Below are 17,270 nucleotides of genomic sequence, written 5' to 3' on the forward strand. Positions count from 1 at the left end.
AAAGACAGGACAGGATAGAATTAACTAGTATGCTGAAAAACGACGAACCGTTTGATGTTAAAGTGATAAATAACATAAAGACTTCCCTGAGGAAGTCTTTTATTTTAAACATAAATCCTTAGCTGACTAAATCTGCCGCTTCACGTGCAAGACGACCTATTTCATCCCAACGACCTTCATTAATCATCGACTTATCAACCATCCACGTACCACCACAAGCAAGTACTCTATCTATCGCTAAATACTGTTTAATATTCTTCGATGTAATACCACCAGTAGGCATAAATTGAATTTGGCCATAGGGACCCAGTAAAGACTTCACCATATTGATACCGCCCGATGCTTCGGCAGGGAAAAATTTAAGGGTGGTGATCCCCATTTCAATTGCCGCTTCTACCGCACTTGGATTATTAACACCTGGAATAATATCGATTCCAATCTCTTGGCATGCTTTTACTGTCTTAGGATTAAACCCAGGAGATACGACAAACGTCGCCCCTGCTTCTTTAGCTGCAATCGCTTGCTCAATATTTAAAATAGTTCCTGCACCAATAAGCATCTCAGGTTGCGCTTCACGTAATAAACGAATCGCATCAACAGCGGCATCTGAACGGAAAGTAATTTCAGCGGCCGGTAAACCATTATCAAAAAGAGCCTTACCCAAAGGGATAATATCTTCAGCGCGATCAATTGCAATTACAGGAATAACTTTAATAGCAGCAAGCTGTTGGGCTGTCGTCGTCATTACACAATTTCCTTGTTGATGTATTGATTAAAAATGTTAGTCGTCGTTTGATCGTTATTACAATTAATTTCTGCAGTTTCAGAGGCTGGAATGATGGCGCCTTTATGTTGAATAACAATACCTGCAAGTTGATGCCCTAATTCAGAACATTTAACAGGAGACAGTCCACGAATAACCCCTGCAATAAATCCAGCATTAAATGAATCGCCAGCAGAAGTTGTATCAACCACATTTTTCACAACGGTTGCCGCAACAAAAGTTCGTATATCCATCATGAAATTCTCATAATAATTCCCTTTCGGCCCCATTTTCACAACCGCTTGTTTTACCCCTGTTTGCTTAAGCCGAAGCAGTGTTTCTTCTTCAGAAGTATCTCCCCATAATGCGGCTTCGTCGTCATTGGTCACTAAAGCTAAATCAGTAATAGCAAATAGTTGGTGGTAACAATGACGAGTAGTCTCACTATCTTCCCAAAGTGCAGGTCGATAATTGGAATCAAAAATAATACTGACACCTTTTTTACTTAAGCGAGTAAGCAAATCAATGAGTTGTTGGCGATCATCAGGGGGTAAAATAGCAAGACTGATACCACTCAAATACACCATATCAACACCATCAAGATGTTTAACTATCCTTTCAAACTCAGAGTGGCGAAGCATATAACGAGCTGCGGATTGATCACGCCAATATAAAAAAGTACGCTCACCAAATTCATCAAGTTGAATCAAATACAAACCAGGCTGCCGATGCTTATCACGCAGCACAGTCGTCGTATTTATTCCCTCTTGTTGCCAACGCATGATCATACCGTCACTGATCGCATCACATCCCAATGCTGAAATATAATCAATGGCCACCGATTGCCCTGCAATACGAGCAAGATACACCGCAGTATTAAGAGAATCACCGCCATAGGTTTGTTGCATGGCACCAAATGATGAACCATTCAGTTCAATCATACATTCGCCAATCAGTGCAATACGCTTCATTTACGTACTCCTGATGGCTGAAAGTATTCTTTGGCATTGTGGTAACAGATATCTTGAACAAGCTTACTTAGCATATTGATATCATTAGGAACTTCGCCATTCATTACCCAATTACCAATAGTGTTACATAGGATTCGGCGGAAATATTCATGGCGCGTATAGGATAAAAAGCTACGAGAATCCGTGAGCATACCGACAAATTGACTTAATAATGCCAATTGTGACAATTGTTCAATCTGACGCTGCATTCCATCTTTTTGATCGTTAAACCACCATCCAGATCCAAATTGAATTTTTCCAGCAATCCCACTACCTTGGAAGTTACCAATCATTGTTGCCAACATCTCGTTATCACGGGGATTTAGACAATAAAGGATGGTTTTTGGTAGCTCATTAGTAATATCCATATCATCAAGCAATGCAGCTAATTGAGAAGCAAATGGGCGATCTCCAATTGAATCAAAACCGCAATCAGCACCAAGAAGCTGGAACATACGAGTATTATTATTACGTTGGGCACCAATATGTAATTGCATAACCCAACCTCGCTTAGCATATTGTCGACCAAGCCACACTTGAACGGCGGTACTAAACTGATCAATTTCATTATCAGTTAAGGTTTCGCCGTTTAATCGACGACTAAGGATTGCATCTAAAACACGCTCTGAAGGTGTCTTACTATAACGAACGACCTCAATACCATGATCAGCAGCACGACAATTATGTTCAGCAAAATGATCAAGCCGCAGATCTAATGCACTTAATAAGTCACTAAAACGATGAATATTAATATCAGCGACTTCACCAAGTTGCTGCATATACTCAGCAAAACCGTCAAGTTCAATTTTAAAAGCACGATCTGGGCGCCAGCTTGGCGTTACATCAACATCAAAACTATCATCTTGTGCAATCATTTTATGATATTCAAGTGAATGGATAGGATCATCTGTTGTGCCTGCCATAACAACATTCATGCCTTTCATTATTCCACGAGCAGAAAATTCTGGTGTCGCCAACATTTCATTACATTGATGCCAAATACCTTCCGCAGTATCGGGACTAAATAATGTACCAGTAATACCAAAAGGACGACGAAGCTCTAAATGCGTCCAATGATAAAGTGGATTACCTAATGTTTGCGGCACAGTTTTAGCCCATGCCATATATTTTTCAAAATCAGAGCTTTCTTTTCCAGTAATTAACGCCTCAGGTATACCTGCTGCCCGCATACCACGCCATTTATAGTGATCACCTTCAAGCCAAATTTGGCCAAGGTTTTTAAACTGACGGTTGTGAGCGATTTCCTGTGGATTTAGGTGACAATGGTAGTCGTAAATAGGCATATCTTTGGCGTAGTCATGATATAACTGACGTGCTACATCATTAGAAAGTAAAAAATCATCACCAAGAAACGTTTTCATGTTTTGCTCCATGCAATATGCTGGGCATAACAGCCCAGCTTATTATTATCTTAAAGAGAGGCAACCGCAGCGCGAGCGCCTTGAGTGATGATTAATTGATATGCTTCAGTTAACGTATTAACAAAGCTTTGATTTTGAATTAAATCGGTACCGAAAATAGCCTCAATAGATAATAAAGCTGTCACGACCGAAGGCTGGATACCATGTTCAGCATAAATAGCGTTAAATTGCGCAACCATAGGATCTCGCACATCTATCGGATTACTCTGCTCATCGACAGCAGCGACATAACGCATCCAGCCAGCAATACCCATTGCTAACCATTTATAATCAGTATGTTGTTCTAAGTGATGACGTAATGATCCCCCCATTCGTTGAGGTATCTTTTGGCTGCCATCCATGGCAATCTGCCATGTCTGATGCTTTAAACTTGGGTTAGTAAAACGTTCAATTAATAACGAAGCATATGCTTGTAAATCTGTACCTTCAGGCATGGTCAGTGTCGGTGCCTGTGCTTGCATCATCATATCGAATGCCGCTTTACGATAACTGTCGTTAGTCATCGTATCCGAAATATGAGCATAACCACCAAGATAACCAAGATACGCTAGAAATGAATGACTTCCATTTAGCATCCGTAGTTTCATTTCCTCAAATGGAACAACATCAGCAACAAATTCAGCGCCAGCAACATTCCACTGTGGACGACCATTAACAAAATTATCTTCAATGACCCATTGGCGGAAAGGTTCACAAGCAATACCACAAGGATCTTCAATACCAACTAACTGTGCAATTTCTTCCAGAGTTTCAACTGTCGCAGCGGGAACAATGCGATCGACCATGGTACAAGGGAAAGTAACATTAGTCGCAATCCAATCCGCTAGATCTTGATCAACTAAATATGCAAAATCAAGTACAGCTGCTCGTGCAACATGACCATTTTCTTGAACGTTATCGCATGACATTACCGTAAATGGTTTAAGATTTCGGTCACGTCGTATGCGTAACGCTTCAACAATATATCCAATCGCAGAAGTTGGCTGACAAGGATTTTCAAGATCAGCTTGAATCAAGCTATTGTTTTTATCTAATCGACCCGTCGCCGGATCAGCACAATAGCCTTTTTCAGTTATGGTCATAGACACAATCGCAACTTGTTGTTCTGCCATTTTTTCAAGTACAGCAGATTTACCATCCAACATCGGATGTAGTGACTCATTAACTGAACGAATTAATTTCACATCGGTACTGTGTGCACCTTTTTCAATAACGGTATAGAGATGATCTTGTGCACGTAACTGATGAATAAGATCTTCACCACCAAATAGATTAATCTCACAAATTCCCCAGTCACAGCCCGTTTTTTCAAGCATTTCATCGGTAAATAGAGCTTGATGAGCACGATGGAAAGCACCAAAACCGAGGTGAATAATACGGCTTTGTAAGGCACTACGATTATAGGTTGAGCAAATAACATGATCATGTAATGGAGTATTTGAAATAGTATTCATTTATGCAGTCCTTTATCTCGTAAATTCACACTGACGGGATAGTTGTTAATAGAGATTAATAGCCAAGTACAAGGCGTGGTAGAAATAGACTTAGTTCAGGGATAAATGTTACAGCCATAAGTGCAATGGTGAGTGCAGCATAAAAGGGCAGTAATGGCTTAATAACTTTATCAATCGATACTTTTGCGACAGAGCAACCTATAAATAAAGCGCTACCTACAGGAGGGGTACAAATACCAATTGCAAGATTGAAGGTCATCATTATGCCGAAGTGCACAGGATCAACACCAAGATCTAAAACTATTGGTAAGAAAATAGGAGTAAAAATCAGTACCGCCGGCGTCATATCCATAAAGATGCCAACAATAAGTAAAATCACATTAATAATAAGCAGTATCATCAATGGGTTATCAGAAATAGCTAATAACGCATCAGCGATCATATATGGAATATCAGCACTTGCCATGGCCCAAGACATCCCCATAGAAGCACCAACAAGAAGCAAAACAATGGATGTAGTGATCGCTGATTCAAGAATAATAGCGGGTAACTCTTTAACCTTAACTTCTCGATAAAATCCGACCGCTAATATTAATGTATACACAACAGCAATTGCTGATGCTTCAGTTGCCGTAAAGATACCGCCAATGATCCCCCCCATAATAATCGCAATTAATAATAGTGAAGGTATGGCTTTGATTGAAGTATCAACCACCTCTGCAGTACTAGGACGTGGCGCGATAGGATAACCGCGCTTCTTGGCAATAAAGCCAGCCACAACCATCAAGCTAACCCCCATAATAAGACCTGGAATATAGCCCGCTAAAAAAAGTGCTGCGACAGATGTTCCGCCAGATACCAGGGAAAATACAATAAGAGTATTACTCGGAGGAATAAGAAGCCCTGTCGGACAAGAGGTAATATTTACTGCTGCAGAAAATTGTTCATCATAGCCTTCTTTCTTTTGTAAAGGTGCCATCGTTCCACCCACAGCTGCTGCAGATGCAACAGCAGAACCAGAAATCGAGCCAAACATCATATTAGCAATGATATTTACATGTGCCAGAGATCCCGGTAATCGACCAACGAGCACTTTGGCAAAATTAATCAATCGAATCGCAATACCACCTTGATTCATGATATTACCTGCCAAAATAAAGAACGGAATAGCTAATAGAGCGAAATTATCTAATCCTGCCGCCATTCTCTGCGCTACAACGGCAATGGCCGGTTCTAAAGGTAAACTCATCATTATGGTGATAAGTGATGATAAACCGATAGCAAAAGAAACAGGGATTCCTAAAGTAAGGAGAACTGCAAAACTACCAAATAACGCGAAAATGAGCTGCCATTCCATTGTAGAAATCCTTTTAAATTAGTGTTGTTGAGTTTCTGATGTGATCAAATTATCTGAAGTTAACTGTTGTACTTTTTCTATCGTGAAAACAGTGGAATAAAACATCATTAATGCGCCACTAATCGGTAAACAAAAATAGATGTATCCCATTTGTAACCCAAGTGCGGGAGTTAATTGGCCGGTTGATAAGGTTTTCAACGCGAGGTTGGTACCACCATAAATTAATACGATAAAAGCAAAAGCTGCGATGGCTAACTGAATAATAATTTCATTAATAATCTTACGTTTTCCAGTCAATCTCATTGTTAATAAATCAATCGCAAGATGTCGTTTTTGACCTGTCGTGTAAGCAGCACCAATCAGAGCCACCCACATAAACAAATATCGAGCAAGCTCATCGGTGATCGTACTTGGTTTACCTATGACGTAACGAGAAAGGACTTGCCAGATAACACAAAACACAAGAAAAATTGAGAGAGACACGGTAAACGTGGCTAACCCTCGATTTATATAATCAACCAATTTTCTCATTTGTCGTTCCTTAAGATGAGGTGGCATGTCAAACCCTACCTGGTCAACCAATGACATTTGGTCGCTACGATATTTGGATTCATCATATTGATAATGCGCATTAGTATATTTAACAGCCGTGAATAGTCACGTGAGCAACTTCACAGTTATCATTGGTCAACCAATTAAGGTGTTTTATTGTGATTCCGGTCAATCAATTTGCTTTTTATCTTTGACTGCACCCTGATTACGCACCAATATGACGCTGTATTCACGTCTACTCCATACAATGGATGACCAATTTCACGGAGATATAAGAAATGATGACGCGTAAAAACTTGCTAACTGCAATTATTGGTACGGCTTTAACTTTTGGTGTATCGGCTTCTTCTTATGCATCAACTACGTTAAAGTTAAGTCATAACAACCCTCGCGATCATGCAGTGCATAAAGCGATGGATCATATGGCAAAAGAAGTGCGAAAATTGACAGATGGTGAGGTACGCATCCGTATTTACCCTGATGCTCAATTGGGTAACCAGCGGGAATCAATGGAGTTAATGCAAAATGGTGCGCTGGATATGGTTAAATCAAATGCCGCAGAACTAGAGGCATTTTCACCCGCTTACTCTGCATTTAATATCCCTTACCTATTCCGTGATAAAGGTCATTTTTATAAAGTGCAAGAAGGCACTATCGGAGAAGAAATTCTTGCCTCATCCCGTAACAGCGGATTCATTGGCATGACATATTATGATGCAGGTGCTCGTAGTTTTTATACAAATAAACCAATAAAGACACCTGCAGACCTGAAGGGTATTAAAGTACGTGTACAGCCAAGCCCATCAGCTATCAACATGATTAATGCATTAGGTGGTAACCCTACCCCATTAGCATATGGTGAGCTCTATACCGCACTACAACAAGGTGTTGTTGATGCTGCTGAGAATAATATTCCTTCTTTTAGTTTAAGCCGTCACAGTGAAGTTTCTAAATATTTTAGTTTAGATGAACATACTATGGTTCCTGACGTACTGGTCATTTCAACCAAAGCATATGATTCTCTCTCTGAAGAACATCAAAAAGCGCTTAAACAAGCAGCCTTAAGTTCAATGCAGCTGATGAAAGATCTTTGGGCTGAATCAGAAGCAAAAGAACGAGCAAAAGCTGAACAATTAGGTGTGAAATTTATTTCAGTCAATAAAACCGCTTTTGTTGAAGCTGTACAACCAATGTATAACGATATTGAGCAAAAGAATCCAGCACTCGACCAAATAATTAAAAGAATTCAAGCCGTTCAATAATAAAACATCGAATTAAGCTAATCACAAAGAGGTTGACCAATTTTATTTGGTTATTATGATAGTACTAAGTGCAATTTAATATAGCGGTAATATCATCATGATCCCTTTTGAACCTAAACGGCCTTATCAAGAATTAGGATTAGTACTTAGACAAGAGCTAATTGAAAACTCATATAAAGTGGGTGACAGGTTACCACCCGAACGCGATATTGCTGAACGGCTCAATGTCAGTCGTACAGTCGTTCGTGAAGCGCTTATTATGTTAGAACTTGAAAATTTGGTTGAAGTAAAAAAAGGATCGGGTGTCTATATCATTAATATCCCCAACCAACCAAATAGCCGTGAAAATGTTATTAGTGACGATGTAGGTCCTTTTGAGATGCTACAAGCCAGACAGCTACTAGAAAGCAATATTGCTGAATTTGCAGCAACTCAAGTAACGCCTGGCGATATTGTAAAAATGCGGGCGGCATTAACATTAGAGCGTAATGAGTTTATTAATGGCACCAAAGAATGTACTGGCGATGAGTTATTTCATATCTGTATTGCTGAAGCAACTCAAAACTCTGTGTTAGTCGATATGCTAAAACAATCTTGGGCGCGTCGTGAGCAAAGTCCAATGTGGCAAAAATTACATGCGCGCATCATTGACTTAGACTATCGCGAAGAATGGTTAGAAGACCATTCACGTATTTTAGCAGCCATGCAACGCAAAGACTCCGTTGAGGCAAAAAATGCAATGTGGCAACACCTTGAAAATGTGAAACTGCGATTATTATCGCTTTCTGATATTGATGATCCTAATTTTGACGGCTATTTATTTAATTCAAATCCAGTCGTTTCATTAGGAATAGATAATTAACTATTATTAGTTTACATATTTAAGGCTAATCATCTATTAGCCTTTATTTAAAGTAATTAAATTAATTAATTTTTATTTACCCCATATATAACTTAATTCGAATGATATCGAATAGGTTAAGTATATCTGCTAAAAGGTAATTATAATGGAACAAACGTGGCGTTGGTATGGTCCTAATGACCTTGTCTCTCTTGATGATATAAAACAAGCAGGCGCAACAGGTATTGTTAACGCACTCCATCATATTCCAAATGGTGAAATTTGGACTAAAGATGAAATATTAAAACGAAAGCAACTAATTGAAAACAAAGGACTTACATGGTCTGTTGTCGAAAGTGTACCTGTCCATGAGGAAATAAAAACCCAAACAGGAAACTTTCAGCACTGGATTGACAATTATAAACAAACACTACGTAATTTAGCTGAATGTGGCATAGATACAGTATGTTATAACTTTATGCCAATATTAGATTGGACACGAACAGATCTTGAATTTGAAATGCCAGATGGATCTAAAGCACTACGATTTGATCAAATTGCATTTGCTGCTTTTGAGCTTCATATATTAAAACGTCCTGACGCTATCAATGATTATAACGTAGAAGAACAAGCTCAAGCATTAGCGTATTTTGAAAATATGTCAGTAACTGAAATTGATCAGTTAACACGTAATATAATTGCAGGCCTTCCTGGTGCGGAAGAAGGTTATACATTAGCCGCGTTTCAAGCTCAACTTGATCGTTATGCAGGCATCAATAAGAATAAATTACGCCAGCATATGAAATACTTTTTAACCGAATTAATGCCAGTATGCGAAACAAATGGTATTAAGATGGCAGTGCACCCAGACGATCCACCACGACCGATTCTTGGCTTACCGCGTATCGTCTCAACAATCGAAGATATCGATTGGTTGACACAAGAAGTACCAAGCCAAATGAACGGGATCACTATGTGTACAGGATCTTACGGTGTTCGAGGTGATAATGATTTAGTCAACATGATCAAACAACATGGCGATCGTATTTATTTTACTCACCTCCGCTCAACACAGCGTGAAAATAACCCAATGAGTTTCCATGAAGCAGCTCATCTTGAAGGCGATGTCGATATGTATAATGTCGTTATGGCTATTTTAGAAGAAGAGCATCGACGTAAAGAATTAGGAGATAACCGCCTAATTCCAATGCGTCCTGATCATGGACATCAAATGCTTGATGATTTAAAAAAGAAAACTAATCCCGGTTATTCGGCAATTGGACGTCTAAAAGGTCTTGCTGAAGTTCGTGGCTTAGAAATGGCACTAAAACGCACATTTTTTAATCATTAATATCTTTCAATTAATCGCGTGCTCCTCTGAGCACGCTTTTTTATATAAAAAATATTCCGTAATTTGCCATAACAATAGTCATAAATAGACTAGGATTTAAATGCACTGCATTCATTCTAAGTCACGTGTGATGACTTTTATTTTCTACAAATAAAACGCAACTAAATTTATATTAAAAACCATCCCTAAAAAATAAATACTTTAAAAACAATGTAATAGCTCATTGCTCTTTATTGACGTCTTGAAAATTAAAATTTATTTGCATAAAGTTGACATTAATAAGCATTAAAACATCCATAATGAACACAAATGTTGACAAATATTAACATTAAAGTGTTTATCAATAGGGATGCACTTAGCGTCTACATACCATTTTAATCGCAAGAGGAAGATAAATGAAAAAGATCTTACTGATAGCCTTAAGTGCTGCAGCAATTATGACTGGATGTAAAACGCTACCAGTACCTGGTACGGCAAATATGTCAAATCCTGCCGCTGATTATTGTGTACAACACGGTGGTACCCACAAAATCACCACCAATAAAGATGGTAGCCAAGCCGGCGTCTGTGAATTTGATAACGGTAGCCAATGTGATGCATGGGCATTTAAACGTGGAACATGCACTAAAGAAAATAACGCGCCTATCGTTTACTGATACTAATCATATCAGCTAAAATACATAACGGGTATACGAGGATCCTCCCCCTTTCTTTGTATACCCGTTTCCTATTCTAGGACTAATTTTCAACATCAATAAAATAAAAATGTTATTTAATAATGACTTGATAACTTACTCTCGCTCTACTGCCAACGTCAAGTTTTCCAAATAACTGCCAAGCAATCGTCCCCTGATAACCTAACTGATTTATACCATCAGACGTAATAACTTGGCAGCGTAATGCAGATGGCAAATGATGATCATCACAAGTTATTATTGTTGCTAATGCTGTAAACTGAGGAACAGAAGTAGATATATGAATATTTGAAATAACACTTTCAGAGCTATTTAGTACATCAATATTATATTCAATCACATCCCCAGGTCTTGCTTCGATCAATGTTGATACTTCACCACCTTGTGTAACATTTTTCACTGTCTCGGTGAAGGTAATACCAGATGAGTATGAACAATAACTTATTGATATAATTGAAATAAAAAATAAAAACTTACGTATAAAAACTAACATAACCTAGCCTCTATCAATACTGCTTCGTAAATAATAATTTTATTACTTATGATTTTATTGTTTCATTAATTACTCATTGTCTTATTTTTAAGAAATAGGGATACACCTTCAACAACGGAACGATGATCAAGTCATATTTTTTTACGGTTAATGTAAGATCAATTACTAGTATAATGATTAATCGGTTATTAAATCATTCAAAAAAGCTTATTGAGCTAATAAATAACCATTCACCAATCTACGCTATAAATAATAAATCCTTAATAAACAAAGTATTACACTAATGTTGTCTCAATTACCTATCGATTCAAGCGCTCATCCTTGATCATTGTTCCATACTGGTTTTATATTTAATCTCTACGCTATGCCATTAGTTATTAAACATCGATTAGTTTAAATAATAATTAATTTTTTATTACTACTATTAAATCGAAATAAATTCTTTATGCTAATCAAACAATTTAATAACTGATTAGAGATATATCTTGAATGAAACCAAACACATATGTGATTTTTTAGAAAATAATCACTTACTAACATTATGTACTAGCGCTAATTCAGATTTATGGTGTGCTAGTTGTTATTATTATTTTGATCAAAAAAAAATGTCTTTATTTATTATGACAAATAAAGATAGCCATCATACTCAACTAATGATAATGAATAAAAATATTGCAGGTACAATTTCACCTCAGCCTAAAAATATAATTGATATTAAAGGTATTCAATTTAAAGGTAAGATTGAGGAACTTACAAATAAAGATGCCGAGATAGCAAATACCATTTATTACAATAAGTTTCCTGAAGCCAAGTTTATTTCAGCACCAATTTGGGAAATAAAACTAACAATGTTAAAAATGACAGACAACAGCTTAGGGTTTGGGAAAAAGCTTTTTTGGCGCCAATAATGCATAAAATAGTAGGCAGAAAAGAACACTTAACAATACATAAGTAAAATGTCAACAGGTGATTTCCCCCCTTTTTTGTTGCCAGAAGCTTAGATATAGTTGCACCGTTAATATTTAACCTAATACAGGTAAATATTAATAATTATCTGTTAAGGATAAAATCAATAAATGTTGTTCAAATAACAACTATTATTGGTTACCTCTTCTACACGTCGTACAGGATTATACTCTCAGGAGTCACGTCTTGTTTTTGCCGATCTATATGATCGGCTTTTTTTTATTAAATATTTTTTGCTTATAGAGCGAGCATTACATACTATACATATTTACCCACTGTAATAAACTCATTACAATTGGCAAGAATAATAATTAATAATTAATAAAAGATATAAAGCCCATAAAAAATGAACAATAATGGAAATCCCCCCTCATTCGAGATATTAAACCAATTACCTGGGTGTTGGGGTTGTAAAGATATAAATTCAGTTTTTGTTTATGTTAATGAGGAATATGCGAGGATCATAGGCTTTAATAACCCTCGGGACTGTATTGGTTTAACTGATTTTGATATACCACATTTAAGCGCTGAATATGCACATCTCTTTCAGCAACAAGATTTACAAGTAATGACATCTGAAAAGCCTTTACGCATACTTGATATTCATCCATACGCTGATGGCTATTGGCGAGCACATTTATTCACAAAAACAGCATGGAGAGATGATAAGAGTAAAATTATTGGCACCATCTTTTCAGGTATAGAGTTAAAGCATACATCTTTACTTGAGATAGGACATTGGATCTGTCGTAGTGATACAACAAGACAACAAGAAAGAAATAACTTTAATAAACATGTAAATATTTTTCTTAACACTCGAGAATCCGAAGTATTATTTCTCTTACTTTATGGAAAAAAACCACAATACATATCAAAAACACTACAATTAGCAGTCAAAACTGTTGAGAATTATGTTGTTAGGTTAAGAGAAAAATTTAATGCTAATTCAAAAGGTGAGTTGATTGAATTAGCACTTGATGCCGGTTTTGGTTCTCATATTCCAGAAAGTATGTTGAAAACTCAACAATCTATCATTTTAAAAGAATACTAACCGGTATGAGCAGAGTAATAATTACTCTGCTCATTCATTTAGCTATGGTGCTAAACGCTCAATATCCCAATCATTTTCGTCATTACGTAAATAAATAAAACGATCATGTAAACGATGTTTACCACCTTGCCAAAATTCAATCGAATCAAACTTCACTCTATACCCCCCCCAGAAACTTGGAAGTGGTACTTCACCAGCAGAAAATTTCTGTTTTAATTCAAAAAACTTGCCTTCAAGAGCCTGACGAGCAGAAAGACGAGAACTCTGTTTACTCGCCCAAGCGGCAATTTGACTTTCTTTCGGTCTACTTGAAAAATATTTCATTACCTCGAGCGTCGACAATTGCTCAACATGCCCAGTAACATGTACTTGTCGCTCCAATATATGCCATGGAAAATGTAGACTTATTTTATTATTTATATGCAATTGTTCCGCTTTGCGGCTACTTAAATTAGTGTAAAAAATGAAGCCATCATCGTTGACATCTTTTAGCAAAACAATGCGCTGGAAAGGTTGACCATCAGCATTTACAGTTGCCACAGTCATTGCTGTCGGATCCGGTAAATTAGCATCAACTGCTTGCTGTAGCCATTTATTAAATAATTCTAAAGGGTCTTTAGGTAAATCATCGCGTCGCAACCCACCTTTGGTATATTCTCGTCGAATATCAGTCAAATCCATCTTTTCTCTCCTACTACAAAATACTCAATAATTAATTATTAATATCTAGTTCTTATGAATGACTGAATAAAGAGTACTTCCCTACTGCAAGCAGCTAATTGTTGCATAAAGAAATAGACACATTTATCGAAAAACAACTTTTGTTGAGAAACAGGCAACTGTACATCTCAGAGTTTTGATAAATTATATCAATCAGATATCTTCATATTCAGCATCTCATTAATCAGCTCTTTACTCATTGAATGCTGCCGTTAACCTTTTTGGTGCTCAAATTATGACACTTTTCAAACGCCAAGTTATTAGTCTAACTGTGTTAGTTTGCGCTGTTGTTAGCGCAGCAACTGCACAACAACTTTATTCAAGTTATTCAACATTAAAACATCAACATATCCTAGCGTCACAGACAGATATTAATCGAGCTTTAGTTATACTACCTCAAGCGCTCACAAACCTAAATGTTCCAATGCTGTCAAACACCCAAGAGCAAGAACTATTAGCTATCACAAACCAATTATTTTCAAATGCTAATTATAGTCAGATAAACCTGACATCAGCTGACTCTAACCAACTCATTCGTCAAGATAACGTTATACCAACGACACATTCACCTGGTTGGTTTCAAGAAATATTTAAAATCCCATCTCATACAGAGCAGCGAATTATTGAATATAAAAACAAAACATTAGGCCAGTTAACCGTCACAGCACAACCGATACTTAATTATCAACAGTTATGGCAAATAAGTTATCAAACATTGGCAATCAATATATTAATTACCATCATATCAATTTTTCTCATTTATTTTATTTGTCGTAAAAACCTTTCAGCATTAACTCGCCTAACGGCACGAGCTCGAACCATTGCCAATTTAAATCAAGCACCTCTTTCAATACCTAATGAATCAGATTTGGCAATTATTGTTCGAGCATTTAATAAAATATGTTATCAATTAGATACAAATTTCAGAAATCAAGCTGATGAGGCAATGAAACTAAGGCAACAGGCCTATCTTGACACAACATCAGGTTTAGGTAATCGTAGTTTCTTTATGCACCAACTTAGTTCATGGCTAAATGAATCTTACAAAGGAGGATTGGGGCTAATTCAAACGGATTTAATTAATGAGTGCTATCAAAATGAAGGGTTTAAACAGGGAGATGAATTAGTAAAAACAATAGCCGATCGATTAAATGAAGTACTTACTTTTAATGATGCGACACTGGCTCGTCTTTCTAAAGATGAATTTGCCATTCTTATTCCAAACATTTCTATAGAAAAACTACAACTTTGTAGTAAATCATTAATTAATATTTTTAATGATTTAAGTGCAACAACTACCACGATAAATAACAATGCAGCTATTGGTTTAGTCTTTAATGAAAACAAAAGCACACCAAGCCAAATATTAACTCAATTAGATAATGCATTAACCCAAGCAAAGATAATGCCTCAAGAAGCTATTTTTATCATAAAAGATATTAATACCCAAATAACGCTCGGTAAACAACAATGGAAATCTTTACTTGAAGAAGCAATCAGCCAAGACTTATTTACCTATAAATATCAGCCTGCAACTCTATCAAATGGCACTAATTATCATTATGAAGTTTTCACCGCAATCAAGAAAAATAGCAACTACTATTCAGCGGGCATGTTTTTAGGTGCGATAGAAGATTTAAAAATAGGAAGTTGGTTTGATCGACATGTTATTGTTGCGATTATTAATAAATTAAATGCAGATAGAACTAGCGGACCATTTGCAATAAATATCACCAACAGTTGTATCAATGATTCGAGTTTTATCCGCTGGTTAGATAACTTACTGCAAAAAAACACCCTCTTAAATACTCGGCTATTTTTTGAAATTCAAGAGATAAGTTGTATCAGACATACAGATGCTACTGGTATTTTATGCTCAATCATTAGAAAACATCATTTTGGATTTGGCATTGATAACTATGGCCGCAATTTTCAATCATTGACCTATTTAAAAGAACTCCAACCTAATTACGTTAAAATAGATTATGTCTATACTCACCAACTAAATGATCAGACAAAATCAACGGTACTATCATCTATCTGTAGAACGGCACATAGCCTTAATATAAAAGTTATAGCGACTCGAGTAGAGACAGAAACACAATTAGAAAGACTTTCTGAATTATTTGTAGGCGGCTATCAGGGATTCATTACAGATAAGCAGCGACAGACAGCTTAATATATTTACAGTGTAAATTTAAAACATCCTTAGACTCTATTTACAGTGTAAATAGAGTTTTTTTATTCCTCCCGCTTTACAGTGTAAATTCAATATCTAACATGCTATCCCTAATTGAGATTTACACTGTAAATAATCATACTGTACACAAATAATAGGCAATAGAATGCATACTATTGCTTCAAAGAAATCCTTGGCTGCAGCTGAGGTGTTTGGCTGAGGTGTTTGGCTGAGGTGTTTGGCTGAGGTGTTTGGCTGAGGTGTTTGGCTGAGGTGTTTGGCTGAGAGGTTTGATTTATTTACAGTGTAAATCAGATAACTCAATTTACACTGTAAATATGATTTAATTTCAGTTTACACTGTAAACCGAAATACTATCGACTACCACTTATGCCCTTGGTATTGTTCCTCAACTAATTTACCTCGCTCAGTTAGAAATGCCAATAAGGTCTGTGGATGCTGCGTTGTAATCAACTCTTGAGGAAAATTAACATGATCTAATAACGTTTGAATACTTGAGAAATTACCTACGTCAGCAGCAAAGTGAGCATCAGACCCCGTAGTTATTCTAGCGCCAACGTCTTTAGCTATCATAGCAATATCTTCACATCGTGGAGCACTACCCACTCGAGATCGTCCTAATGATGAATTATTAATTTCGACTAACACATTATATTCAGCAGCCGTACGAATCACTTTTTCAAAATCGAAATCATAATTAGGATTCCCCGGATGACCAATCGCATCAACAACACCAGATTTAATGGTATTGATCAGCGCCTCTGTATGATCTAATCGAGTGGTAGGTTTAAAAACTGGCTCATGTAAGCTAGCTATTACCCAATCTAGTTTAGCTAAAACAGTCTTATCCAAATCAACCTCGCCAGCAGTATTTACGATATTAGCTTCAACACCGCGTAATACAGCAACACCATTTAGAAAACGAGGAAGTACACGTTGATTAGCAAAGTACCAGAAATGCGGAGCACCAGGCATTAAAGATGCGTGATCTGTATTACAAAACATTTTTAACCCCTTAGCTGCAGCAGCTTGAGAATTTTCAATAATTGTACTGTAAGCATGGCCACTTGATAATGTATGGGTATGGGTATCAACTTGAATCTGCATAACGTA

16 protein-coding genes are annotated in these 17,270 nt (G+C 36.8%); 7 read left to right on the forward strand and 9 right to left on the reverse strand.

Annotated features, from left to right (window positions below; genetic code table 11):
- Positions 1–118 precede the first annotated feature (118 nt).
- Genes C0W29_RS02325 through C0W29_RS02350 form a run of 6 tightly spaced genes read right to left on the reverse strand, consistent with a single transcriptional unit; the run spans position 119 to position 6,557 of the window.
- On the reverse strand, positions 119–745 hold the full coding sequence (locus tag C0W29_RS02325; protein WP_045045316.1) for a bifunctional 4-hydroxy-2-oxoglutarate aldolase/2-dehydro-3-deoxy-phosphogluconate aldolase: 627 nt from the start codon (positions 743–745) through the stop codon (positions 119–121).
- A complete protein-coding gene (locus C0W29_RS02330) occupies positions 745–1,734 on the reverse strand; it encodes a sugar kinase (RefSeq protein WP_045045317.1) in 990 nt (329 codons plus the stop codon). The genes C0W29_RS02325 and C0W29_RS02330 overlap by 1 nt, the downstream gene beginning before the upstream one ends.
- Positions 1,731–3,155, reverse strand: a complete 1,425-nt coding sequence (gene uxaC, locus C0W29_RS02335; RefSeq protein ID WP_045045318.1) for a glucuronate isomerase — start codon at positions 3,153–3,155, stop codon at positions 1,731–1,733. The genes C0W29_RS02330 and uxaC overlap by 4 nt, the downstream gene beginning before the upstream one ends.
- A 50-nt stretch (positions 3,156–3,205) precedes the next feature.
- Positions 3,206–4,669, reverse strand: coding sequence for a fructuronate reductase (locus C0W29_RS02340; protein WP_045045319.1), 1,464 nt, complete (start codon positions 4,667–4,669; stop codon positions 3,206–3,208).
- A gap of 55 nt (positions 4,670–4,724) precedes the next feature.
- Entirely contained in the window at positions 4,725–6,026 is a 1,302-nt protein-coding gene (locus tag C0W29_RS02345) for a TRAP transporter large permease (RefSeq protein ID WP_036791712.1), read from the reverse strand.
- Between the two features lie 18 nt (positions 6,027–6,044).
- Entirely contained in the window at positions 6,045–6,557 is a 513-nt protein-coding gene (locus C0W29_RS02350; protein ID WP_036791714.1) for a TRAP transporter small permease, read from the reverse strand.
- Between the two features lie 299 nt (positions 6,558–6,856).
- Here C0W29_RS02350 and C0W29_RS02355 point away from each other — a divergent pair, with 299 nt between their 5' ends.
- The 4 genes from C0W29_RS02355 to C0W29_RS02370 all read left to right on the forward strand — a co-directional run bounded on the left by C0W29_RS02355 (position 6,857) and on the right by C0W29_RS02370 (position 10,688).
- Entirely contained in the window at positions 6,857–7,840 is a 984-nt protein-coding gene (locus C0W29_RS02355) for a TRAP transporter substrate-binding protein (protein ID WP_045042917.1), read from the forward strand.
- Between the two features lie 97 nt (positions 7,841–7,937).
- Positions 7,938–8,702 (forward strand): FCD domain-containing protein, encoded by a 765-nt coding sequence (locus C0W29_RS02360; protein ID WP_045045320.1) that lies wholly within the window; start codon positions 7,938–7,940, stop codon positions 8,700–8,702.
- A gap of 145 nt (positions 8,703–8,847) precedes the next feature.
- Complete coding sequence (gene uxuA / locus C0W29_RS02365; protein WP_045042919.1) at positions 8,848–10,032, forward strand: mannonate dehydratase; 1,185 nt, start codon at positions 8,848–8,850, stop codon at positions 10,030–10,032.
- A 395-nt stretch (positions 10,033–10,427) separates the two neighbouring features.
- Positions 10,428–10,688: a putative hemolysin gene (locus C0W29_RS02370; RefSeq protein WP_036791725.1), complete on the forward strand. Its 261-nt coding sequence runs from the start codon at positions 10,428–10,430 to the stop codon at positions 10,686–10,688.
- Between the two features lie 112 nt (positions 10,689–10,800).
- On the opposite strand, the gene C0W29_RS02375 is transcribed toward C0W29_RS02370, so the two are convergent.
- Positions 10,801–11,220: a hypothetical protein gene (locus C0W29_RS02375; RefSeq protein ID WP_045042920.1), complete on the reverse strand. Its 420-nt coding sequence runs from the start codon at positions 11,218–11,220 to the stop codon at positions 10,801–10,803.
- Between the two features lie 485 nt (positions 11,221–11,705).
- Here C0W29_RS02375 and C0W29_RS02380 point away from each other — a divergent pair, with 485 nt between their 5' ends.
- Together C0W29_RS02380 and C0W29_RS02385 are read left to right on the forward strand one after the other, a co-directional pair.
- The gene (locus C0W29_RS02380; RefSeq protein ID WP_045045321.1) at positions 11,706–12,128 is read left to right on the forward strand and encodes a YhbP family protein; all 423 of its coding nucleotides are present in this window, start codon (positions 11,706–11,708) and stop codon (positions 12,126–12,128) included.
- 404 nt (positions 12,129–12,532) lie between these two features.
- Positions 12,533–13,237, forward strand: a complete 705-nt coding sequence (locus C0W29_RS02385; protein ID WP_045042921.1) for a helix-turn-helix transcriptional regulator — start codon at positions 12,533–12,535, stop codon at positions 13,235–13,237.
- A gap of 42 nt (positions 13,238–13,279) precedes the next feature.
- Here C0W29_RS02385 and pdxH read toward each other — a convergent pair whose 3' ends face one another.
- Positions 13,280–13,918, reverse strand: coding sequence for a pyridoxamine 5'-phosphate oxidase (gene pdxH / locus C0W29_RS02390; RefSeq protein WP_036791734.1), 639 nt, complete (start codon positions 13,916–13,918; stop codon positions 13,280–13,282).
- Between the two features lie 274 nt (positions 13,919–14,192).
- Between pdxH and C0W29_RS02395 the strand changes: the two genes are divergently transcribed.
- Positions 14,193–16,136 (forward strand): bifunctional diguanylate cyclase/phosphodiesterase, encoded by a 1,944-nt coding sequence (locus tag C0W29_RS02395; RefSeq protein ID WP_045045322.1) that lies wholly within the window; start codon positions 14,193–14,195, stop codon positions 16,134–16,136.
- Between the two features lie 381 nt (positions 16,137–16,517).
- Here the strand turns inward: C0W29_RS02395 and C0W29_RS02400 are convergent, their stop codons facing one another.
- Positions 16,518–17,264: a phosphatase gene (locus C0W29_RS02400; protein ID WP_036791741.1), complete on the reverse strand. Its 747-nt coding sequence runs from the start codon at positions 17,262–17,264 to the stop codon at positions 16,518–16,520.
- Between the last annotated feature and the right edge of the window lie 6 nt (positions 17,265–17,270).

Origin of the sequence: Photobacterium kishitanii, from assembly GCF_003026355.1 — a bacterium.
Classification (GTDB): domain Bacteria; phylum Pseudomonadota; class Gammaproteobacteria; order Enterobacterales; family Vibrionaceae; genus Photobacterium; species Photobacterium kishitanii.

Excerpts from the sequence above, each read along its gene's own strand:
- C0W29_RS02325 (WP_045045316.1), bottom strand. The coding sequence starts at position 745 with ATGACGACGACAGCCCAACAGCTTGCTGCTATTAAAGTTATTCCTGTA.
- C0W29_RS02330 (WP_045045317.1), bottom strand. The coding sequence starts at position 1,734 with ATGAAGCGTATTGCACTGATTGGCGAATGTATGATTGAACTGAATGGT.
- uxaC (WP_045045318.1), bottom strand. The coding sequence starts at position 3,155 with ATGAAAACGTTTCTTGGTGATGATTTTTTACTTTCTAATGATGTAGCA.
- C0W29_RS02340 (WP_045045319.1), bottom strand. The coding sequence starts at position 4,669 with ATGAATACTATTTCAAATACTCCATTACATGATCATGTTATTTGCTCA.
- C0W29_RS02345 (WP_036791712.1), bottom strand. The coding sequence starts at position 6,026 with ATGGAATGGCAGCTCATTTTCGCGTTATTTGGTAGTTTTGCAGTTCTC.
- C0W29_RS02350 (WP_036791714.1), bottom strand. The coding sequence starts at position 6,557 with ATGAGAAAATTGGTTGATTATATAAATCGAGGGTTAGCCACGTTTACC.
- C0W29_RS02355 (WP_045042917.1), top strand. The coding sequence starts at position 6,857 with ATGATGACGCGTAAAAACTTGCTAACTGCAATTATTGGTACGGCTTTA.
- C0W29_RS02360 (WP_045045320.1), top strand. The coding sequence starts at position 7,938 with ATGATCCCTTTTGAACCTAAACGGCCTTATCAAGAATTAGGATTAGTA.
- uxuA (WP_045042919.1), top strand. The coding sequence starts at position 8,848 with ATGGAACAAACGTGGCGTTGGTATGGTCCTAATGACCTTGTCTCTCTT.
- C0W29_RS02370 (WP_036791725.1), top strand. The coding sequence starts at position 10,428 with ATGAAAAAGATCTTACTGATAGCCTTAAGTGCTGCAGCAATTATGACT.
- C0W29_RS02375 (WP_045042920.1), bottom strand. The coding sequence starts at position 11,220 with ATGTTAGTTTTTATACGTAAGTTTTTATTTTTTATTTCAATTATATCA.
- C0W29_RS02385 (WP_045042921.1), top strand. The coding sequence starts at position 12,533 with ATGAACAATAATGGAAATCCCCCCTCATTCGAGATATTAAACCAATTA.
- pdxH (WP_036791734.1), bottom strand. The coding sequence starts at position 13,918 with ATGGATTTGACTGATATTCGACGAGAATATACCAAAGGTGGGTTGCGA.
- C0W29_RS02395 (WP_045045322.1), top strand. The coding sequence starts at position 14,193 with ATGACACTTTTCAAACGCCAAGTTATTAGTCTAACTGTGTTAGTTTGC.
- C0W29_RS02400 (WP_036791741.1), bottom strand. The coding sequence starts at position 17,264 with ATGCAGATTCAAGTTGATACCCATACCCATACATTATCAAGTGGCCAT.